This is a genomic window from Salipiger pallidus (assembly GCF_014643635.1).
GTDB lineage: Bacteria > Pseudomonadota > Alphaproteobacteria > Rhodobacterales > Rhodobacteraceae > Salipiger > Salipiger pallidus.
The window spans coordinates 1,123,163-1,142,975 of the sequence record NZ_BMJV01000001.1; the positions used below are offsets into that span (position 1 = coordinate 1,123,163).

20 protein-coding genes and 1 tRNA gene are annotated in these 19,813 nt (G+C 66.9%); 10 read left to right on the top strand and 11 right to left on the bottom strand.

Annotated elements, in window-relative coordinates; translation table 11 throughout:
* Positions 1-432: 432 nt before the first annotated feature.
* The 3 genes from purH to IEX41_RS05435 form a co-directional block, all read right to left on the bottom strand.
* Positions 433-2,022: a bifunctional phosphoribosylaminoimidazolecarboxamide formyltransferase/IMP cyclohydrolase gene (purH, locus tag IEX41_RS05425; protein WP_188789157.1), complete on the bottom strand. Its 1,590-nt coding sequence runs from the start codon at positions 2,020-2,022 to the stop codon at positions 433-435.
* 22 nt (positions 2,023-2,044) lie between these two features.
* Positions 2,045-3,793, bottom strand: a complete 1,749-nt coding sequence (locus tag IEX41_RS05430) for a heparinase II/III family protein (protein ID WP_188789158.1) — start codon at positions 3,791-3,793, stop codon at positions 2,045-2,047.
* 124 nt (positions 3,794-3,917) lie between these two features.
* Complete coding sequence (locus IEX41_RS05435) at positions 3,918-5,180, bottom strand: RsmB/NOP family class I SAM-dependent RNA methyltransferase (RefSeq protein ID WP_188789159.1); 1,263 nt, start codon at positions 5,178-5,180, stop codon at positions 3,918-3,920.
* 150 nt (positions 5,181-5,330) lie between these two features.
* Here IEX41_RS05435 and IEX41_RS05440 point away from each other — a divergent pair, with 150 nt between their 5' ends.
* Positions 5,331-5,498, top strand: a complete 168-nt coding sequence (locus IEX41_RS05440) for a DUF1674 domain-containing protein (RefSeq protein ID WP_373285612.1) — start codon at positions 5,331-5,333, stop codon at positions 5,496-5,498.
* Between the two features lie 206 nt (positions 5,499-5,704).
* On the opposite strand, the gene dapB is transcribed toward IEX41_RS05440, so the two are convergent.
* The gene (gene dapB, locus IEX41_RS05445; protein WP_188789161.1) at positions 5,705-6,520 is read right to left on the bottom strand and encodes a 4-hydroxy-tetrahydrodipicolinate reductase; all 816 of its coding nucleotides are present in this window, start codon (positions 6,518-6,520) and stop codon (positions 5,705-5,707) included.
* Between the two features lie 231 nt (positions 6,521-6,751).
* On the opposite strand from dapB, the gene rbfA reads away from it, so the two are divergent.
* From rbfA to lpxK, 7 genes are all read left to right on the top strand, one after another.
* Positions 6,752-7,147, top strand: a complete 396-nt coding sequence (gene rbfA / locus IEX41_RS05450) for a 30S ribosome-binding factor RbfA (RefSeq protein ID WP_188789162.1) — start codon at positions 6,752-6,754, stop codon at positions 7,145-7,147.
* A gap of 2 nt (positions 7,148-7,149) precedes the next feature.
* The gene (locus IEX41_RS05455; RefSeq protein ID WP_188789163.1) at positions 7,150-7,911 is read left to right on the top strand and encodes a phosphodiester glycosidase family protein; all 762 of its coding nucleotides are present in this window, start codon (positions 7,150-7,152) and stop codon (positions 7,909-7,911) included.
* A 67-nt stretch (positions 7,912-7,978) separates the two neighbouring features.
* Positions 7,979-9,364 (top strand): TldD/PmbA family protein, encoded by a 1,386-nt coding sequence (locus IEX41_RS05460; RefSeq protein ID WP_373285606.1) that lies wholly within the window; start codon positions 7,979-7,981, stop codon positions 9,362-9,364.
* A complete protein-coding gene (locus tag IEX41_RS05465) occupies positions 9,351-10,130 on the top strand; it encodes an inositol monophosphatase family protein (RefSeq protein ID WP_188789164.1) in 780 nt (259 codons plus the stop codon). The genes IEX41_RS05460 and IEX41_RS05465 overlap by 14 nt, the downstream gene beginning before the upstream one ends.
* 163 nt (positions 10,131-10,293) lie before the next feature.
* Entirely contained in the window at positions 10,294-10,536 is a 243-nt protein-coding gene (locus tag IEX41_RS05470; RefSeq protein ID WP_188789165.1) for a DUF4170 domain-containing protein, read from the top strand.
* An 8-nt stretch (positions 10,537-10,544) separates the two neighbouring features.
* Positions 10,545-11,771, top strand: a complete 1,227-nt coding sequence (locus tag IEX41_RS05475) for a 3-deoxy-D-manno-octulosonic acid transferase (RefSeq protein ID WP_188789166.1) — start codon at positions 10,545-10,547, stop codon at positions 11,769-11,771.
* Positions 11,771-12,760 (top strand): tetraacyldisaccharide 4'-kinase, encoded by a 990-nt coding sequence (lpxK, locus tag IEX41_RS05480; protein WP_188789167.1) that lies wholly within the window; start codon positions 11,771-11,773, stop codon positions 12,758-12,760. The genes IEX41_RS05475 and lpxK overlap by 1 nt, the downstream gene beginning before the upstream one ends.
* Before the next feature lie 61 nt (positions 12,761-12,821).
* Here the strand turns inward: lpxK and IEX41_RS05485 are convergent, their stop codons facing one another.
* On the bottom strand, positions 12,822-13,688 hold the full coding sequence (locus IEX41_RS05485) for an N-formylglutamate amidohydrolase (protein WP_188789168.1): 867 nt from the start codon (positions 13,686-13,688) through the stop codon (positions 12,822-12,824).
* Between the two features lie 204 nt (positions 13,689-13,892).
* Between IEX41_RS05485 and IEX41_RS05490 the strand changes: the two genes are divergently transcribed.
* Both IEX41_RS05490 and ykgO read left to right on the top strand, forming a co-directional pair.
* Positions 13,893-13,967, top strand: a tRNA-Val gene (locus IEX41_RS05490).
* Between the two features lie 87 nt (positions 13,968-14,054).
* On the top strand, positions 14,055-14,180 hold the full coding sequence (gene ykgO, locus IEX41_RS05495) for a type B 50S ribosomal protein L36 (protein WP_008884645.1): 126 nt from the start codon (positions 14,055-14,057) through the stop codon (positions 14,178-14,180).
* Positions 14,181-14,363: 183 nt separating this feature from the next.
* Here the strand turns inward: ykgO and IEX41_RS05500 are convergent, their stop codons facing one another.
* From IEX41_RS05500 to IEX41_RS05525, 6 genes are all read right to left on the bottom strand, one after another.
* Positions 14,364-15,026, bottom strand: coding sequence for a phosphoribosylanthranilate isomerase (locus IEX41_RS05500; RefSeq protein WP_188789169.1), 663 nt, complete (start codon positions 15,024-15,026; stop codon positions 14,364-14,366).
* 137 nt (positions 15,027-15,163) lie between these two features.
* Entirely contained in the window at positions 15,164-15,514 is a 351-nt protein-coding gene (locus IEX41_RS05505; RefSeq protein WP_188789170.1) for a lipopolysaccharide assembly protein LapA domain-containing protein, read from the bottom strand.
* A 3-nt stretch (positions 15,515-15,517) separates the two neighbouring features.
* Positions 15,518-15,805, bottom strand: coding sequence for an integration host factor subunit beta (gene ihfB / locus IEX41_RS05510; RefSeq protein WP_188789171.1), 288 nt, complete (start codon positions 15,803-15,805; stop codon positions 15,518-15,520).
* Positions 15,806-16,078: 273 nt separating this feature from the next.
* Entirely contained in the window at positions 16,079-17,755 is a 1,677-nt protein-coding gene (gene rpsA, locus IEX41_RS05515) for a 30S ribosomal protein S1 (protein ID WP_188789172.1), read from the bottom strand.
* 420 nt (positions 17,756-18,175) lie between these two features.
* Entirely contained in the window at positions 18,176-19,168 is a 993-nt protein-coding gene (locus IEX41_RS05520) for an aldo/keto reductase (RefSeq protein ID WP_188789173.1), read from the bottom strand.
* Entirely contained in the window at positions 19,165-19,791 is a 627-nt protein-coding gene (locus IEX41_RS05525; protein ID WP_188789174.1) for a (d)CMP kinase, read from the bottom strand. The genes IEX41_RS05520 and IEX41_RS05525 overlap by 4 nt, the downstream gene beginning before the upstream one ends.
* Positions 19,792-19,813: the final 22 nt, after the last annotated feature.

The following is a 19,813-nucleotide window of genomic DNA, read 5'->3' on the forward strand; positions in this document are numbered from 1 at the left end:
AGATCGCGGCAAGTGGCTTCGGGTTTGCCCTGTAGAATTTAAGCGGCCTCGGCTTGTCGGATCTGCTTCCGGGTAGCACCGCAAGAAAGGGGTCAGCCCTGCCCTTAGGATACTGGGCATGTCCGGCAACGGCGGACAAGGTATAGGACAGCCTTGGCCGTAGAGGGTGCCCCGGCTCCAGGGATTGCCCGGTTTAAAAGGTCCCGGTTTTCAAAACACGGCCCGGCGTCATCGGGAGTGTCCGCCAGACACAGACGATGCCGCCCTGCAAGGTCCCCCTCAGAAAAGAGGGCTGCATCCGGGCCCGTCACGTTCCCCTGTCGAACAGGCCCCGCGCCAGCCCATCTTTATCGCCCGGCAAATCCAGGCGCCGACATAGAAAAAAGGCCGGAGCGGATGCTCCGGCCTTTTCCCGCTTGAACTGGCTGCCGCTCAGTGGCGGAAATGGCGCATCCCGGTGAAGACCATGGCAAGGCCTGCCTCATCGGCTGCGGTGATGACCTCATCGTCACGCATGGAGCCGCCCGGCTGGATCACGGTGGTCGCCCCGGCCGCAGCCGCTTCCAGCAGGCCGTCGGCGAAGGGGAAGAACGCGTCCGACGCCACGGCCGAGCCCTTGGTCAATGCCTCCGGAAGGCCCATGGCCTCAGCCATGCGCTCGGATTTCTTCGCGGCGATGAGCGCCGAATCAAGTCGGCTCATCTGGCCTGCGCCGACGCCGACAGTCGCGCCGTCCTTGACGTAGACGATGGCATTGGACTTGACATGCTTGGCGACCTTCCAGGCAAACAGCAGGTCGGCAAGCTCCGCGTCGGTCGGCTTGCGCTTGGTCACCACCTTCAGGTCATCGAGACCGATCATGCCGGTGTCCTTGTCCTGCACGAGGAAGCCGCCCGCCACCTGACGATAGGTGAGGCCTGGCTCGGCGGGGTTGGCGACCCCGTTCGTGGTCAGCAGGCGCAGGTTCTTCTTCTTGGCAAAGATCTCCTTGGCCGCGTCGTCCGCGCCGGGAGCGATGACCACCTCGGTGAAGATCTCGGTGATCGCCTCGGCGGTCTCGGCGTCCAGCTTGCCGTTCAGCGCCACGATACCGCCGAAGGCCGAAGTGCGGTCGCAGTCATAGGCCTTGCGGTAGGCTTCGAGCAGGGTCGCGCCGCGCGCCACGCCGCAGGGGTTGGCGTGCTTGATGATCGCCACTGCCGGGCCATCACCGGGCAGGAACTCCGACACCAGCTCAAAGGCGGCGTCGGTGTCGTTGATGTTGTTGTAGCTCAGTTCCTTGCCCTGATGCTGCACGGCGTTGGCCACACCCGGACGGGCGGAGCCGTCGCGGTAGAAGCTGGCGGACTGGTGCGGGTTCTCGCCGTAGCGCAGGGTCTGGGCGATCTCGCCGGCGAAGGCGCGGCGGCGGGGGGCCGGATCGGCGATGGCACCGGCCATCCAGCTGGACACCGCAGCGTCATAGGCACCGGTGCGCGCGTAAGCCACCTGCGCCAGCTTCTGACGGAAGGCGTAAGAGGTCGCGCCATCGTTCGCTTCAAGCTCAGCCAGCAGCGGCTGGTAATCGGCCACATCGACCACGGTGCTCACGAAGGCGTGGTTCTTAGCGGCGGCGCGGATCATGGCGGGGCCGCCGATGTCGATGTTCTCGATCATCTCGTCATATTCGGCACCGCGGGCGAGCGCGGCTTCGAACGGGTAGAGGTTGACGATAAGCAAGTCGATCTCTGGGATGCCGTGGCCGGTCATCGCCTCGACGTGGGCGTCGTTGTCGCGCAGCGCCAGAAGGCCGCCGTGGATGCGCGGGTGCAGGGTCTTGACCCGGCCGTCCATCATCTCGGGGAACTCGGTCACTTCGGAGACGTCGCGCACGGCGATGCCCTCGGCCCGGAGGGCGGCGGCAGAGCCACCCGTCGACAGGATCTCGATCCCGCGCGCTTCAAGCGCCTTCCCCAGGTCGATGAGGCCGGTCTTGTCGGATACGGAAATCAGGGCGCGGGTGACTTTGTGCAGGTCGGGCATACGGTTCGGTTCCCCAGGTGGATCAATGCGTCGGATCCGCCTCGTCCATCGCCAGGTCGCGCAGCGCGACCGCGGTGTCATGTGCCTTGGCCAGGGACCAGCGGATGCGCGTCGCATACTCCATCACGCGGCCGGATAAAACGATCTGTTTGGCCGCACGGGGCCTCAATCTGCCCTTTTCGAGGTAAACCGACGGTTCGAGGGTCAAATCTGCGCCCCCTTCATTCCGGAACACCCAGATTTCGCCGGATCGCAGCGCTACCGAGACCGCGCTGCCGCCCATGTCGATTTCCGCGTCCACCTCGGGGTGAAGATGGAATCGGATCTGCCAGGGCAGCCCGGCGAGTTTCACCTTGTCCATGCGCCGATCAAAGATGGCCTTGTCGGAATCGCTGAGGGGCATCAGAAGATCCTCGCCCACCAGCCCCCGTCCGTCATGGGTCAGCTCCAGCACGCGGGCATGGGTCAGCCCGTGGGTCTGGCGGTAGCCGTCGTGCCCCCCTTCAAAGCGGCTGCCGTCGGGGGCGTCGGACAGCTGTACCGGCACCTCCTGCGGCACGTCCACCAGCAACTCGCGCCCCAGCCCGATGACCTCTGCGGGGGGGGCGAGCCGGGCGCTGGAATAGCCGTCGAGGCAGAGGGTGGAATGGCTCGGGGTCGCCCGCCCGGCCCGGCGCCAGTCCTCGCCGAACATCCCGCCCGATCCGCAGCTGACAACCACCGGCCTGCGCCCTGAAGTCAGCTCGAACGCGAGGGTCGAGGCGTGGGCGTCGGCACTGGCGGCACCACCGGGGGGCGGCGCGGCATCGACAATGAGGCTGGTGCGCCCGCCCGCCAGCCGCGCGTAGCCCATGGCGAGGCCCTCGGGCCGCTTGCACCGCAGGCCAGAGGCCGCCAGCGCCTGATCGAGCCGCCCGTCCATGCCCCGCCCGCCGCCGTGAAACCGCGCGAGCCCGCCATCGGCGTGGCGCAGGCTGCGCAGGGTGGGCACGATGCGGGCAATGGCGGCAAGATGCGCCGCGCCGGGTTTGCGATCTGCGGTTTCAAGCGCGGCCTGCGCCCAAGTCAGGAGGGTGAGCACCTCCAGCAATTCTTCGGGATTACGGGTCGGGATGCCGCCCTGCCCGTCCACCTGCCCCGCGCATTCGAGCTCGAGCGCTTTTTGCGCCGGCTCGAGCTGTGTGCTCCGCCCCTCGTAGGACAATGCCGCGTAAAGCAGACCGATGATCGCCTCGATACGGGCCAGCCCCGGCGGGGATGCCTGCCAGCGCCGCCCGAGAAAGAGGCTTTGTGCCGCAAGGCCCCTGAACAGTTCCGCCGAGCGGTCCGCATCAAGCCCCCTGAGCAGGAACAGCGCGTGGTGCGTCACCCGCACGATGCGCCGGCCCACCAGCTCCGGGGTCCAGCCGTCGCCGCGCCCCTCGCCGTACCGTTCAAGCCAGCCCCAGACCCACCATTGCGCCAGCGCCCGCGCCCGCGCATCCCCCACCGCGGCAAGATCATCGAGCCAGCCGAACCCGTGGATTTCCTGCTCCCATGCGGTGCCCGGGGCAGCGATATCCCAGATCATCGCGCCTTCGGCTTCGACGAGGTGCCCGGCGAACATCAGGTTGCCGGCACAGAGCTGACGCCCCCTGGCAAAACTGCCGGTGCTGCGCGGTTCGGGCTGGGACAGGAAGGCGGTGGCGGGGCGGGCGCGGGCAGCCATGCGCGCGTGAAAGCGGTTCAGGAACCGCGTCACCGCGGCGGACCAGCGTCCCGTTGTCGACATCTGCCCTATTGCCCTCTGCCCTGCTGAGCCGGCCGCGCGCTGACGCGGCATCATGTCCCTTAGCGGGATGTTAACGCTGGGGTATCACAGCAGGACCGGGCAAGTCACCTTGCAATGCGCCCGGTCAGTCCGGTTTGCGCAGGACAGCCATGTAGAAGCCATCCATGCCGCCCCGTCCCGCCCAGAAATCGGGCCTTAGGCGCAGGCCGCCCTCGGGGCTGCGCCAGGTATGCTCGATACCCGGAGCGTCAGCGGGAAGGACAGACAGGCCCGGATGCCGGGCCAGCGCCTCCTCGACATGGCATTCGCCTTCGTCGGGCAGCAGCGAGCAGGTGCAGAAGACTAGCCGCCCCCCGGGGGCAAGCAGGCTCAGCGCATGGTCGATCATCGCTTCCTGAAGCCCGATGAGTTCGGAGATGCCTTCGCCCTGCCGGGCATGCGGAAGGTCCGGATGACGGCGGATCGTGCCGGTGGCCGAACAGGGCGCATCGAGCAGGATGGCATCATAGCGCCCCTCGTGCTCCAGCGCGTCCCCAGTGACGACGGTGGCGGCAAGGCCGGTGCGGGCAAGGTTTTCAGTCAGGCGCTGAAGGCGGCTTTCCGACAGGTCGAGTGCCGTCACCTCGGCCCTGGCTGCGGCCAGCTGCATGGTCTTGCCCCCCGGCGCGGCGCACATGTCGAGAACGCGCAACCCGCTCACATCCCCCAGCAGGCGGGCGGGAATGGCGGCGGCGGCGTCCTGCACCCACCAGTCACCAGCCTCGTAGCCCGGCAGCGCAGTCACTTGGCGGTTCCCGTGCAGGCGCACGGAGCCGGTTGGGAGAAGCTCGGCCTCTAGCGCCACCGCCAGTGCCCCTGCATCGCCCCGGGTGCTGAGATCGAGCGGGGCCCCCGAAAGATGCGCAGCCTCCATCGCGGCGACAGGCTTGTTGCCCCAGGCCAGGACCAGCGGATCGCGCAACCAGCGCGGCAGGCGTGGGGTCCGCAGTTTCTGCCAGTCCTGCGAACCGCTCTCGGCGATCTTGCGCAGCACCGCGTTGACAAGCCCCTTCATGCTTTGGGTCTTGCGGTCCCCCGCGACGAGGGTCACCGCCTCGTTCACCACCCCATGCGCTGCCCCCCCCGAGCACAGCTCATAGGTGCCCAGGCGCAGCACGTTGCGCACGAAAAGCGGCGGCCCCTTGCGCAGATGCGGTTTGAGCAGCTTGTCGCAACGTTCGAGATTGCGCAGAACGTCCTGTGCCAGCCGCTGGGCCGCGGCGCGGTCGGCAGGGGCAAGCGCCTGCCAGGCGGCGCCGGACATGGCCTCGGACATCAGCCGCCCCTGCCCCAACACCTGCCCGAGCAGATGGACAGTCTGGCTCCGGGCGGAGGGAATGGCTGGCATGGCGGGTCTCGCGGGTTGTGTGAAGGGGCTGGCGGGCCCTATATCAGCAGGGACCAGACGAGGAAAGCACCCATGACCGAAGAGACCTCGAACCCTGCCGCAGACACCGAAGGCGTTGACCGGACCGAAGGGGCCAGCACCTCGCCAGACCTGCCGCCCGCCGCGCAGCGCGCCCTCGCCGAGGCCGCAGAGCGCCGCCGCGAGGCCGAGGAGGCCGCCCGGCGCAATCCTCCCGCCACCGAATATGGCGGCCGCGAGGGACTCGATCCTGCGCGTTACGGCGACTGGGAGAAGAAGGGGCTCGCCATCGATTTCTGAGGCCGCCACGCTGCAAGGGCAGCAATGGAGAGGGGCGCTGCCCCCGCCCGCCTGCGGCGGTCTCCCCCGGGATATTTTCAGTCAAAGGAAATCAGGGCGCCCCGGGTTTCCTTTGACCTGTAAATATCCCCGCCGGAGGCAATCCGGACAGTGCCGCCGGGAGAAAAGCCCGAAGCTCTGCGTCCGGTTCAATCTTCACGGCCCATTCAATCGCCAAGGCCCAGGACGTCGAGCATGTCGTATTCACCCGGGGCCTTGTCCTGTCCCCAGAGCGCGGCACGCAGGGCGCCGCGGGCAAAGAGGGCGCGATCGGAGGCAAGGTGCGTGAGCTTGATGCGTTCACCGGCGGCGGCGAAGATCACCTCGTGTTCGCCCACGACGTCTCCGCCACGGATCGCGTGAAAGCCGATGTCGCCCTTCTTGCGCGCGCCGGTGATGCCATCGCGGCCCCGGTCGGACACGTCGTTCAGCGACACGCCGCGGCCCTCGGCGGCGGCTTCGCCCAACATGAGGGCGGTACCGGAAGGCGCGTCGACCTTCTGGTTGTGATGGGATTCGACAATCTCGATGTCCCAGTCTTCATCGAGCGCCGCAGCCACCTGCCTGGTCAGCCGCGTCAACAGGTTCACCCCGAGCGACATGTTCCCCGCCCGCACGATCACGGCGTGGCGCGCTGCGGCACCGATCTTTACGATGTCATCGTCCGACAGGCCCGTGGTGCCGATCACATGTACCGCGCGGGCCTGCGCCGCGAGCTCGGCGAAGGCAACGGTGGCGGCTGGCGCAGTGAAGTCGATCACAGCCTGGGCCCTGGAAAACGCCTCGAGCGCGTCCGACGTGACCGTCACACCCATGTCCGCAACGCCAAGGCAGGCTCCGAGGTCGCGGCCGACCCAATCATGGCCCTCGCGCTCCAGCGCTGCCACCAAGGTCATCCGGTCGCTTTTCTGTACCTGCTCCACCAGCATGCGGCCCATCCGGCCCGACACGCCCGTCACCACGATTCCCGGCTTCTCGGTCATCCCGCTCTCCGCTAACAAAGTCGTGCCTCCTTAGCCCGCGCGGGCGCCATTGGCAAAGGGGCGCTGCACGCCCCTGTCCGCAGGCAGCTTTGGGCGGAGCACGGCAGGCAGTCGGCCCGAAGGGCGCCAGAACAGGAGCCGGCCCAGGCAGACAAGGCTTGGAGCAACCGCGAGGAGCCGGGGCGAACGGGCCGCTTGGCAAAGCAGGCGGCGCGAACTAAGTGGTGAGCCATGGCAAAGAACCGATTCAATGACGGGCCCGGGCCCAGCCAGCGCCAGCTTCGCGTGGGCGAACTGGTGCGGCGGACGCTCTCCGACGTGCTCCAGCGTGGTGACATCCACGACCCCGACCTCAATCGCCTGTCGATCACCGTGGGCGAAGTGACCGTGTCGCCCGACCTCAAGGTCGCGACCGCCTACGTGGTTCCTCTTGGCGGCGGCAACACCGAGGAGATGTTCGAGCTGCTCAAGCGCAACACCTCCGAACTGCGCCGCGCCGTGTCCAAGGACCTGACGCTGAAATACGCGCCCCAGCTGCGCTTCCGCCTCGACGAGACCTTCGACCGCCTCGACGAGACGCGCCGCCTGTTCTCCCAGGACGCGGTGCGCCGCGACCTCGAGGACTGATCGTGCGCGCCCGGGGTCTTGCGGCAGCGGCCGCCTTCGTCGTCGCGACCCTCGGCGGCCTGCTGGCCGCCGGCCCCGCCCATGCGGTAAGCTGCGAGGGCGTGGAGCACGACGGCAACCGTTACACGGTCTGCACCGTCCGACCCGCCCGCGAGACCCTCCGCACCTTCCTGTCCTCGGACCAGGGATCGCCCTGGGGCCAGTTTTCGAGCCTCGAGGCGGCGCTGCAGATGCAGGGCCTGCACCTGTCCTTCGGCATGAACGCGGGCATGTACCACGAAGACCGTGCGCCGGTGGGCTACTATGTCGAGGACGGCGAAGAGACCATGCGCGTCGTGCCCAACGCCGGGCCGGGCAATTTCGGCCTGCTGCCCAACGGCATCCTGTGCATCCGCAAAAACCGCGCCGACGTGATCGAAACCCGCGCCTTCCTCAAGGATGGGCCGAAATGTCGCTATGCCACCCAGTCGGGTCCGATGCTCGTCATCGACGGGGCGTTGCACCCCCGCTTCCTGCCGGACAGCAGCTCGCGCTATATCCGCAACGGGGTCGGCACCTCGTCGGACGGCAAACGGGCGGTCTTTGCCATCTCCGAGAACGCGGTCACCTTCCACGAGTTCGCCCGGCTCTTCCGCGACGAGCTGAAGCTGCCGCAAGCGCTTTTCCTTGACGGAAACGTCTCGCGGCTCTGGGCCCCGGCGATCTCGCGGCGCGACTTGGGCCGGACGCTGGGTCCCATCGTGGGTGTGGTCGAAAAGCGCTGAACCCAGCTTTGCCTTGCACGTCGCCGGGTGGCAGCCTACCTCGAAGGGAACAGCTACCGGAGGTGACATGGCAGACGGCGATATGGCAAACGGCGCGGACAAGGCTCCGGACACGTTCTTGAGCGGCCTCACCGAACAGCTTCTGGATGCGGCCCGCAAGGCTGGCGCGGATGCGTCGGACGCCATGGCCCTGTCGGGCACCTCCATGGAAATCGAAGTGCGTGGCGGCACGCTTGAACACGCAGAGCGCTCCGAGGGCACAGACATCGGCCTGCGGGTCTTTGTCGGGCAACGCTCGGCGGTGGTTTCGGCGTCGGACATCAAGCCCGAGACCCTGCGCACCATGGCCGAACGCGCCGTGGCCATGGCCCGTGAGGCTCCGGAAGATGCCTATGCCGGCCTTGCCGACCCCTCCCAGCTGGCCCGCGACGTGGACATCGCCGCGCTCGAGCTGAGCGACCCTGCCGCCGACCCGACCCCTGACGATCTCAAGCGCGACGCGCTCGAGTCCGAGGCCGCGGCGCTTGGCGTCGACGGCGTCAGCCAAGTGCAGAGCGCTGCTGCGGGCTATGGACGCCGACAGGTGCATCTTGCCGCCAGCAATGGCTTTTCCGGTGGGTACGAGCGCAGCACGCGGTCGACCTCCTGCGTGGCCATCGCCGGCACCGGCCTCGGAATGGAGCGCGATTACGACGGCGACAGCCGCACCTTCCAGTGCGACTTGCGCGATCCCGCAGCCATCGGACGGTCGGCGGCGGAGCGGGCGCTGGCGCGCCTGTCGCCCCGCAAGGCCAAGGGTGGCGCTTGGCCGGTGCTCTTCGATGAACGCATCGCCGCGTCGCTGATCGGACACCTTGTCTCTGCGGCCAACGGCGCCGCCGTGGCGCGTGGCGCCTCGTGGCTGCGCGGTGCGCTGGGGGAGCAGGTGCTGCCCGACGGGATGTCGCTGATCGAGGATCCGCACCGCCCGCGCATTTCCGGCAGCCGCCCCTTCGATGCCGAAGGGCTGCCCACCGCCCGCCGCGCCATCGTCGAGAACGGCGTGCTGAAGGCGTTCTCGCTCGACCTTGCCAATGCCCGCAAGCTGGGGATGAACTCCACCGGCAACGCCGCAAGGGGCACCTCGGGCGGGCCGTCGCCCACCGCGTGGAACCTTGCGCTGACCGAAGGGATCCAAAGCCGCGAGGATCTTCTGAAACAGATGGGCACGGGCCTTCTGGTGACGTCGATGATCGGCTCGACCATCAACCCCAACACCGGCGATTATTCGCGCGGGGCCGCCGGGTTCTGGGTCGAGAACGGCGTGCCGGTCTACCCGGTATCCGGGGTGACCATCGCGGGCAACCTGCGCGAGATGCTGCAGCGGATCACACCGGCGAACGACGCGCGCGGTTGGCTCAGCCGAGTGGTGCCGTCACTTCTGGTCGAGGGGCTCACGCTTGCCGGAGAGTGATCTTGCGCTGCTGATCCGCGCGGCGCGGGCGGCGGCGGAGGTCGCGCTTGGCTATTCTGGGGATTTGCTCAACGTGCGCCACAAGGCCGCCGACGGCAGCCCCGTGACCGACGCAGACATCGCGGTGAACGACACGCTCCAGCGCATTCTCATGGACGCGCGTCCAGACTATGGCTGGCTCTCCGAAGAAAGCGCCAACGACCCGGCGCGGCAGGATGCAAGGCGGGTGTTCATCGTCGATCCCATCGACGGCACCCGCAGCTTCATCGGCGGCGGCGATGTCTGGGCCCATGCGCTCGCGGTCGCGGACGAGGGGCGCGTGACCGCTGCCGTGGTGCTGATGCCGCAGCTGGATCGCCTGTTCAGCGCCGAGACCGGGGGCGGCGCGCACCTGAACGGCGAGCTACTGACGGTGCGCGTGGCGCAGACGCTGGAGGATGCCCACGTGCTGGCCACGAAGCCCGCTCTTGCGCCCGAGCGCTGGCAGGCCCCTGCCCCGGCCCCCAGGCGCAGCTACCGCCCGGCGATGGCCTACCAGCTGGCGCTCGTGGCCCAAGGGCGGTTTGACGCGGTGTTCAGCTTCCGTCGGGCGTGGGAATGGGACATCGCCGCCGGCGCGCTGCTGCTGGCAGAGGCCGGCGCGGTCATGACCGACATCCAAGGCCGCTCGATCCGCTTCAACGCCGCCGAGCCGCGGCATAACGGCCTTGTCGCCGCGAGCCCCACGCTACATGGCGACATACTCGGGCGGCTGGCGCGGACCTAGGCCGCGCGCCCGCAAGGGAATCGCAAGGAAATTCTGTCATTCCCGAAGCCTGCCCTGCCGCGTGCCGGCGCTGCCTTCCTGCTATGCCACGGCGCTGCCTCGGGCCTTGACGCCACAGGTCCAGCGCTTAGGTTGCGCGCGTCTGCTCTTGAAAGGACAGCCCATGGTTCAACGGCTCCATCTCGTGTTCGGCGGTGAACTCGTCACCCCGGAAAAGAACGTCTTCAAGGACGTCGACGACCTCCATATCGTCGGGATTTTCCCCGATTACGCCACGGCCCATGACGCTTGGAAGGCCGAAGCGCAGCGCACCGTCGACAATGCCCACATGCGTTACTACATCGCCCACCTGCACCGCCTTCGCGACGAGGAACTCGAAGCCTCGACCACCGAAGAGCTGGGCTGACCGCCTTCGTGCGGAAACCCTTCGCACTATCGGCATACCTTGCCTATGCCCGCGGCCGCAGCCCCACACTGCCGCCGCTTCCGCCACGGCCCGACGGGCCGCTGGTCTGGATGCACGCGGAACGCCCCGAGGCGGCCCGCGCCCTTGCCGGGATCGCCGCTCGCATGCAGGTGCAGCGCCCCGAGATCTCGGCCTTCCTGACATACACGCCCGGCAGCACCCCGTGGGAGCCGAACGCCCGTGAATGCCCGGTGATGCCGCTGGCCCCCGACACCGCCGCCGATGCCCAGACCTTTGCCGCCCACTGGCGCCCGGAGATTGGGCTGTGGACTGGTCAGGCGCTGCATCCGGCGCTGCTGTCACGCCTGTCCGAAACCGGCACGAAGCTGATGCACCTCGGCACCCGCAACGAGCCGTTCGAGGCGCCTGCCCCGCTCTGGGTACCTGACACCACCGCCGCGACGCTGTCCGTCTTCGACCGGCTGTTTGCCGAGGATGACGCGGCCCTGCGCCGTCTACGCCGCATCGGTCTGCCCGAGACCCGTCTGCGCCGTGCCGGTCCGCTCAGCGCCAGCGCACCGCCGCTCGATTGTTCCGACCGCCTGCACGAGGAAATGGCGGCGCAGCTGTCGGGGCGCCCGATCTGGCTCGCCGCCCGGGTCCGCGCCTCGGAGGCCTCCGATGTGCTGCGCGCCCACCGCCGCGCCACCCGGCTGGCCCACCGCCTGCTGTTGGTGTTAGTGCCCGACACCCCCGAGGACGGTGCCGAGATCTCGGCCATGGCGGCGGAATCGGACCTGCGCGTCAACCGCTGGGACATGGGCGAGATGCCAGACGAGAACTGCCAGATGCTGCTCACCGAGGATGCCACGGAGCTGGGGCTGTGGTACCGGCTGTCGCCCATCGTGTTCCTTGGCGGCTCCCTGCGGCCCGGCATCGGCGGTGAGGACCCGCTGGAGGTAGCAGCCCATGGTGCCGCGCTGCTCTATGGGCCCAACGTGGGCCGGCACCTGGCGTCCTATACCCAGCTCGTCGAGGCCGGGGCCGCGCGCATCGTGCGCGATTTCGACACGCTGGCCACGGCGGTGTCGCAGCTTGTCGCCCCGGACCGCGCCGCGGCCATGGCCCATGCGGGCTGGGACGTGGTCAGCCAGGGCGCCGCGCTGACTGACGAGGTGGTCGCATTGGCCTTCGACTGGCTCGATGGGGACGACGGCACGGGAGAGGCTGCCTGATGCGCGCGCCCGGTTTTTGGTACACCCCAGCAAGCCGCCCCGCCTGGCAGGCTCGTGTCCTTGCGCCGCTGGGCGCCCTGACTGCGGCAGCCACGGCGCGCCGGGTGGCCCGGCCCGGCGCACGGGTGGACGTGCCTGTCGTCTGCGTCGGCAACATCAACGCAGGCGGCACCGGCAAGACCCCCACCGTGATCGCCCTGATCGAACGCCTGACATCGATGAAGCGCAAGGTGCACATCGTATCGCGCGGCCATGGCGGGCGACTCGAGGGACCGGTACAGGTGGATCCGCTGCACCACACGGCCGAGGACACCGGGGACGAGCCGCTGTTGCTGGCCGCCTTCACGCCCACTTGGGTCTCGCGCGACCGTGCCGCCGGCGCACGCGCCGCCATTGCCGCGGGGGCAGAGGTCATCGTGCTGGATGACGGGTTCCAGAACCCGTCCCTCGTCAAGGATCTGTCGCTGATCGTAGTGGATGCCGCGAAGGGCTTTGGCAACGGGCGCTGTATGCCCGCAGGCCCTCTGAGAGAACCCGTAGCGAAGGGCCTTGCCCGCGGCGACCTCGTGCTCAGCATCGGCCCTGAAAGCGCTCAGGAGGGCTTCCAGGACGCTTGGAGCGCTACGCTGCGCCTGCCCCATCTGAAGGGCGCTCTTGCCCCGCTTCAGACTGGCATGGACTGGAGGGGGTTGCGAGCCCTCGCCTTCGCCGGAATCGGCCACCCGGAGAAGTTCTTTGCCACCCTGTCAGGCCTAGGGGCCGAGCTTGTCCAGACCCACGCGCTTGACGACCACCAGCCGTTTACCACGGCCCTGCTGACCCGTCTCGAACGCGATGCCGCCCGGCTGGGCGCGCAGCTGGTGACCACCGAGAAGGACGCCGTGCGCCTGCCCGCCACCTTCCGCCCCAAGGTGCTGACCTTGCCCGTTCGGCTACAGCTCGCGGATCCAGCTCCGCTCGACAGCGCACTGGCTGCGCTGTTCCACTGACTTCCGGGGCTGCCCCCCACAAATTTCCCGCAAGAAATTTGTCGCCCGAACGGCCCGGTAACTACTCCGCGGCGAGCGGCACATCGCGGTCGCGATGTCCGATGGCTGCCACCTCAGCAACAACCCCGCGCAGCGTGCGCCGCAACGCCTGGAAATTGTCGTTCAGGCGCAGCGTGGCCTCGTCCATGTAAAGCGATCGGTCGATCTCGATCTGGACCGCATGCTGGCGCCGCGACGGGCGCCCGTAGGCCTGCGTGACATAGGCCCCGGCAAAAGGCGTGTTGCGTGCCACCACCAGTCCCGCGCCGACAAGTGCCGCCTCGACCCGAGCCACGATGTCCGGATGCGCTGATGCGCCGAAACGGTCACCAAGCACCACCTCGGGCCGCCGCGCCCCTCCCCGGCTTATCCCTTCCAGCGCCTCATGCGGCATGGAATGGCAATCGATAAGCACAGCCTCTCCGAACTGGTCAAAGGCCGCCGACATGAGGCGGCGCAGCTGATCGTGATAGGGACGCCAATAGCGTGCGATGCGCCGCTCGGCCTCGGCCAGCGGCATCTTGCCGCGATAGATCGCCCGCCCGTTCGAGACCACGCGCGGCACGACCCCAAGCCCACTGGCCACCCGCGGATTGTGCCCGCTGCGCCGAACCCCCTCGATCAGGGCGGGGTCAAGTTCGTCCGGCGAACGGTTGAGGTCTATGTAGGCCCGAGGCGCACCCGCCCGCAGCAGCGGTGCGCCAAACTGCGGGGCACAGTCGAACAGGCGGTCCACGAAGGCATCTTCGGACGATCGGATCGTCAGCTCGTCGAGAACCGTCCCCTTCAGGAAACTCCACGGGTAATCCCGCCCTGAATGCGGCGAGGCGAACACCACACAGGACGTGGGCTGTTCGGGCAAATCGAGATGATAAGCGACCTTGGGCATCCGGGCTCCTTCGAGGTAAAGCTTAGCGCGATTTCCTGGACTGCCAAAAGCCTGTTTTGAAAGCCATTCCGGAAACTTGAAATATCTTGAGGAAAGCCCTTGTCACCCCCCGCGACTCCTTTTATAGAGCGCTCCACCGGCGCGGTGATCTTCGCGCCCCGCTACTTTCCGGGGCACAATGATCTTAGCGCACAGGTCGTGAATGGGCGGTTAGCTCAGCGGTAGAGCACTACGTTGACATCGTAGGGGCCACTGGTTCGATCCCAGTACCGCCCACCATGACCAGGAATTCAACGCCTTCACCACGGTGCAGGCATACCGCAACGCCAAGGCGCTCGCGCGCCGCGAACAAGAGGAGAGACCACCATGAAGGTCGCAAACTCGCTCCGCTCGCTCAAACAGCGCCATCGCGACTGCCGCGTCGTGCGCCGCAAGGGCCGCGTTTACGTGATCAACAAGACCCAGCGTCGTTTCAAAGCCCGTCAGGGCTGAGCCGCAAGGTCCACATCACGAAGAACGATCAGCCACCCTCCGGGGTGGCTTTTTGTTTTGGCTGAAGCCGCAGAGTTTTGCGCCAAGGGGAACGGCCGCCGTTGACACGAGCCACGCGCTGTAGCCGCTAAGGCCGGCGTCACACCGCACTGATCGGGCCCGCCCGGAGGCAGGCCCCGACCCCTAAAGTTTCGGGATCGCAGGCTCAATCCGCGCTGCTGCCACGAAGCGTGCAATCATGTCGGCGTCCTTCACACCCGGTGCCGATTCGACACCCGAAGACACATCGACCTGGCGGGTTCCCGTCATGGCTATGGCAGCACCGACATTCTCCTCCGTTAGTCCACCAGCCAGCATCCACGGACACGGCCAACGACGCCCGGCAATCAGTCGCCAGTCGAACGCCAGCCCGTTTCCGCCGGGCAAGGCTGCGCCCTTGGGCGCCTTGGCATCCACCAGGATCTGGTCGGCCACACGGCCATACTCGGCCAGTGCAGGCAGATCCGCCTCGCTGGCGACCCCCACCGCCTTCATCACCGGCAGGCCATAGCGGGCCCGTACCTCGGCCACCCGCTCCACGCTCTCGCGCCCGTGCAGCTGCAACATGTCAAGCGGCACAGATTCCATGATTTCGTCCAGAAGCGCATCGTCGGCGTTCACCAGAAGCGCCACCTTGGCAAGCCCCACGGGGGCCGCCAGCGCCAGCTCACGCGCATGTTGTACGCTCACATGGCGCGGAGACTTGGGAAAGAACACGAAGCCCGCGTAGCGCGCTCCAGCCTTGGCCACGGCCTCCACATCGCTCGCACAGGTCAGCCCGCAGATTTTGACGTTCACCTCGCTCATGAGGGCCGCCTCCTTGTCTGAAACCCCGGCTTCCAGTTGCCGAAAACTACCCCGGGGTGAATTGGCCGAAAGGCCAAGAGGGGCAGAGCCCCACTCCGGCCCGCCCCTCTCGTCCTTGAACTCCGTCGAAGTTGACGTCAGGCGCTGCGATCCAAGATCGCCAGGACCTCGTCCTTGCCCTTGTCGCGCTCGGCTTGGGTCTTCTTCAGCTCGCGCTCGAGATTGCGGACCTCGGCCTTCCGGTGCGCCGCGGCCGAACGATGCTTGTGCTCACGCATCCATTCCCACACGAAGCCGATCATCAGACCGCCCACGATCCCAAGGAAAAACACCAGGAACACCGGCATGGTCAGGCCGTGCTGGAAGCCCATGACCGCTGCGAGGTCATCGGGCAGCAGTTGCAGCTCCACCATCGAGCGGTTGGCCATGGCGATCGAAACCAGAATGATCGCCAGAATGCCCAGGAAGGCATAGCGGATGTATCGCATGTGTCAGTCTTGCTTTCCGTTCAGCCGGTCGCGAAGCAGCTTGCCCGTCTTGAAGAAGGGCACGTGCTTTTCCTCGACCTCGACCGCCTCGCCCGTTCGCGGGTTGCGGCCCAGTCTTGCATCGCGCTTCTTGACCGAAAAGGCCCCGAAGCCGCGCAACTCGACCCGATCGCCCCGGGCCATGGCATTGGTCACCTCGTCGAAGATCGTGTTCACGATCCGCTCCACGTCCCGCTGGTAGAGATGCGGGTTATCTTCCGAGATCTTCTGGATCAATTCCGATCTGATCATCCGTTGCACATCCCCTCTGGGCGCAAGTTCGTGGTCACTTCGTCTTATGACACTAGCGCAGGTCATTCCAAACGCAAACCCGAAGATCACGAAAAACCCATCCAAGGCAGCCACTTGTGCCCATACACATGCCCAGCCGGTCAAATCCGCCCGCAAGAGCAGCTGGCACAGCCCTGCCAGCGCCCGCGATTCGCAGATGCACGAGGCAGAAAAAAGGGCCCCCGACCGGATGGCGGGGGCCCTTCTGTGTCATGCGTCAGACGCAAGCTCGGATCAGTTGTCGCCCTTGAGCGCTGCGCCGAGGATGTCGCCGAGCGATGCACCCGAGTCGGACGAGCCGTACTGTTCCACGGCTTCCTTCTCTTCGGCGATCTCGCGCGCCTTGATCGACAGGCCCAGACGACGGGTCTTGCTGTCGATGTTGGTCACGCGGACGTCGAGGTGATCGCCAACCGAGAAACGCTCGGGGCGTTGCTCTGCACGGTCACGCGACAGGTCCGAACGGCGGATGAAGGACTTCATGCCTTCGTATTCCACCTCGATGCCACCATCTTCGATCGCGGTGACCGCGACGGTGATGATCGAGCCGCGCTTCACGCCGCCCACGGCATCAGCGAACTTGTCGCCGCCCAGTGCCTTGATCGAGAGCGAGATACGCTCCTTGTCGGTGTCCACTTCGGTGACAACGGCCTGAACCACGTCGCCCTTGCGGTACTCCTGGATCGCCTCTTCGCCACGCTGGTCCCAGCTGAGGTCGGAGAGGTGAACCATGCCGTCGATCTCGCCGTCGAGGCCGATGAACAAACCGAATTCGGTGATGTTCTTGACTTCGCCTTCGACCTGAGTGCCTTCCGGATGGGTTTCCGAGAACACTTCCCACGGGTTGCGCATGGTCTGCTTGAGGCCGAGCGACACGCGGCGCTTGGCCGGGTCGATCTCGAGAACCATGACGTCCACTTCCTGCGAGGTCGACACGATCTTGCCCGGGTGCACGTTCTTCTTGGTCCAGGACATTTCCGAGACGTGAACCAGACCCTCGACGCCCGGCTCCAGCTCCACGAATGCACCGTAATCGGTGATGTTCGTGACGCGGCCCTTGTGGACGCTGCCCAGCGGGAACTTGACGGCAACCAGATCCCACGGATCTTCCTGCAGCTGTTTCATGCCGAGGGAGATACGGTGAGTTTCCTTGTTGATCTTGATGACCTGGACCTTGACGGTCTCGCCGATCGCCAGGATCTCGGACGGGTGGTTGACGCGGCGCCATGCCATGTCGGTCACGTGCAGCAGGCCATCCACGCCGCCGAGGTCGACGAATGCGCCGTACTCGGTGATGTTCTTGACCACGCCGTCGACCGTCTGACCTTCGGTCAGGTTGGCGATGACTTCGGCACGCTGTTCGGCACGCGATTCTTCAAGGATTGCACGACGCGAGACAACGATGTTGCCACGGCGACGGTCCATCTTGAGGATCTGGAACGGCTGCTTGAGACCCATGAGCGGGCCGGCGTCACGCACGGGGCGCACATCGACCTGGGAGCCGGGCAGGAAGGCCACGGCGCCGCCGAGGTCGACGGTGAAGCCACCCTTGACGCGGCCGAAGATCGCACCTTCGACGCGTGCGTCGTCGGCATATGCTTTCTCGAGACGGTCCCACGCCTCTTCACGGCGTGCCATCTCGCGCGAGATGACGGCTTCGCCGCGGGCGTTCTCTGCGGAACGCAGGTAAACCTCGACTTCGTCGCCGACACCGATTTCGGGGGCTTCGCCGGGGTTTGCGAATTCTTTCAGATCAACGCGGCCTTCCATTTTGTAGCCGACGTCGATGATGGCTTGGCCCGCTTCGATTGCGATGACCTTGCCTTTGACAACCGAACCTTCGTCCGGGGTGTCCATTTCGAGGCTTTCATTAAGGAGGGCCTCGAATTCCTCCATGGTCGCGTTAGCCATGTGGCTCATGTTCCTTTACATATCGTTATTCCGGCCGGGCGGTTGTCTCCGCCGGTCTTGGATGGGTCCGCATTGAGCGGGAATTGGTCGTCTCGCGGGCAGTCACGAAATGCGAAGAAGGCCACCTTGAACCGGGTCTCGGTGGCCCTGCTCCTTCTTCGCCCGTGGCAGTCCCTGCCCCGACCGACGCGCGCGGCTTACGCCAACAGACAGCATTTATCAAGCCCTGGCCGGCCTACGCCGCCTCTCTTTCCCTTGAAACAGCACCCGGACCACCGGTCAGGCCTGCCTCCGGCGGGGATATTTGAGGGTCAAAGGAAGCACAGGCCGCGGCCACCCTTTCCTTTGACACCAAATATCCCGGGGGAGGCGCGAAGCGCCGGGGGCAGAGCCCCCTCGCCCAGGGCCACAGATTGGGTGTCAGCAGTAGTTCTCGGGCCCAACCCACTGTGCGCGGGAATAGCGGTCTCCGTGGCACCAGCCGACGGGCAACACCTCCTCGATCCGTGCCATCTGCTGCGCGCTCAGCGCGGCTTCGGCGCCGGCGACAAGCTCGCGGAAGTGCTTCGCGGTGCGGGTGCCTGGGATAGATACCACGTGATCGCCCTTGTGGATCCCCCAGGCCACAGCGAGGCCGGCCGCGGTAAGACTGAATTCGGCCGCCAGCGCCCGGAACCCCTCAAGAAGCGTAAGGTTGGCCGAATAGTTCGGCTCCATGAACCGGGGGTTCTGGCCGAGGAACGGGTTGCCATCAATGCGATCACGCGGGATCGGGCTGTCCGTCAGAAGCGACCGCCCCACCGGCGAGAAGGCCACCAGCGCCACGCTCAGTTCGGCGCACGTCTGCAGCAGGCCCATCTCGGGGGCCCGCGTTGAAAGCGAGTATTCAGACTGCACCGCCGCCACTGCGTGTTCGCCATGAGCGCGGCGCAGGGTCGAGGGCGCGATCTCCGAGAAGCCGATGCTGCGGCATTTGCCCTTTTCGACCAGCCGCGCCATGGTGCCGGTGACCTCCTCAACAGGGATCTCGGCCTGGTAGCGGTGCACGTAAAACAGGTCCACGTGATCGATCCCCAGCCGCGTCAGTGACTGGTCAAGCTGCGCCTCCATATGGCCCAGCGAGTTGTCGAAGACGCGGTTGCCGGCCGCATCGCTGGTAATGCCCGCCTTGGTGGCGATATGCACCGCATCCCGCGCACCGGGAGTGGCGGCGAGCCATGCGCCGATGGAGGTCTCGGAGCGGCCCATGCCGTAGATGTTCGAGGTGTCGATGTGGGTCACACCGACCCCGCGGGCAAGGTCCAGCACCGCGAAGCTGTCTGCTTCCGTGGTTGGCCCGTAGAAATCCGAGAAGGACATGCCACCGATCCCGAGGCAAGACACCTCGGCCTGTCCGATCATCCGTGTCTTCATCGCGTCGCCGCCTTTTCGTCCTGTCGTTCCAGCACTGCGGCAATGGCCGAGGCGACCGCCGTGTCGATGTCGAGCTCGGAGGTGTCAATGATCACCGCGTCATCTGCAGGGCGCAGCGGCGAATCCACGCGGGCGGTGTCGCGATCGTCACGCTCCCGGGTTTCGGCCAGCACCGTCTCGTAGCTGATGTCGGCCCCCTGCGCTGCCAGCTCGTCATGGCGGCGGCGGGCGCGGATCTCGGGGGTTGCGGTGACGAAGAGCTTGGCCTCGGCGTCGGGGCAGATCACCGTACCGATGTCCCGCCCGTCCAGCACCGCCCCGCCGGAGCGCCGGGCGTAGGCGCGCTGGAAATCGAGCAGAGCCGAGCGCACCTCGGGGATCGCAGCGACCTTGCTGGCGGCCTGCGCCACCTCGGGGCGGCGCAGCCCCTCCATCTGGACGTCGCTTGCATCGAGATCAAGAGCGGCGGCGATGGGGTCCTCGCCCAGCAGCATCCGGGCCCCGACCGCGCGGTAAAGCAGGCCGGTATCGAGATGGCCGAAGCCGAAATGCGCGGCAAGCGCCCGGCTGAGGGTGCCCTTGCCTGCCGCCGCGGGGCCATCGATGGCGATAGTGAAGCTCATGAAACTCTCCGGGTCCTTTGAC

Excerpts from the sequence above, each read along its gene's own strand:
- purH (WP_188789157.1), bottom strand. The coding sequence starts at position 2,022 with ATGCCCGACCTGCACAAAGTCACCCGCGCCCTGATTTCCGTATCCGAC.
- IEX41_RS05430 (WP_188789158.1), bottom strand. The coding sequence starts at position 3,793 with ATGTCGACAACGGGACGCTGGTCCGCCGCGGTGACGCGGTTCCTGAAC.
- IEX41_RS05435 (WP_188789159.1), bottom strand. The coding sequence starts at position 5,180 with ATGCCAGCCATTCCCTCCGCCCGGAGCCAGACTGTCCATCTGCTCGGG.
- dapB (WP_188789161.1), bottom strand. The coding sequence starts at position 6,520 with ATGACCGAGAAGCCGGGAATCGTGGTGACGGGCGTGTCGGGCCGGATG.
- rbfA (WP_188789162.1), top strand. The coding sequence starts at position 6,752 with ATGGCAAAGAACCGATTCAATGACGGGCCCGGGCCCAGCCAGCGCCAG.
- IEX41_RS05460 (WP_373285606.1), top strand. The coding sequence starts at position 7,979 with ATGGCAGACGGCGATATGGCAAACGGCGCGGACAAGGCTCCGGACACG.
- IEX41_RS05470 (WP_188789165.1), top strand. The coding sequence starts at position 10,294 with ATGGTTCAACGGCTCCATCTCGTGTTCGGCGGTGAACTCGTCACCCCG.
- lpxK (WP_188789167.1), top strand. The coding sequence starts at position 11,771 with ATGCGCGCGCCCGGTTTTTGGTACACCCCAGCAAGCCGCCCCGCCTGG.
- IEX41_RS05485 (WP_188789168.1), bottom strand. The coding sequence starts at position 13,688 with ATGCCCAAGGTCGCTTATCATCTCGATTTGCCCGAACAGCCCACGTCC.
- ykgO (WP_008884645.1), top strand. The coding sequence starts at position 14,055 with ATGAAGGTCGCAAACTCGCTCCGCTCGCTCAAACAGCGCCATCGCGAC.
- IEX41_RS05500 (WP_188789169.1), bottom strand. The coding sequence starts at position 15,026 with ATGAGCGAGGTGAACGTCAAAATCTGCGGGCTGACCTGTGCGAGCGAT.
- IEX41_RS05505 (WP_188789170.1), bottom strand. The coding sequence starts at position 15,514 with ATGCGATACATCCGCTATGCCTTCCTGGGCATTCTGGCGATCATTCTG.
- ihfB (WP_188789171.1), bottom strand. The coding sequence starts at position 15,805 with ATGATCAGATCGGAATTGATCCAGAAGATCTCGGAAGATAACCCGCAT.
- rpsA (WP_188789172.1), bottom strand. The coding sequence starts at position 17,755 with ATGGCTAACGCGACCATGGAGGAATTCGAGGCCCTCCTTAATGAAAGC.
- IEX41_RS05520 (WP_188789173.1), bottom strand. The coding sequence starts at position 19,168 with ATGAAGACACGGATGATCGGACAGGCCGAGGTGTCTTGCCTCGGGATC.
- IEX41_RS05525 (WP_188789174.1), bottom strand. The coding sequence starts at position 19,791 with ATGAGCTTCACTATCGCCATCGATGGCCCCGCGGCGGCAGGCAAGGGC.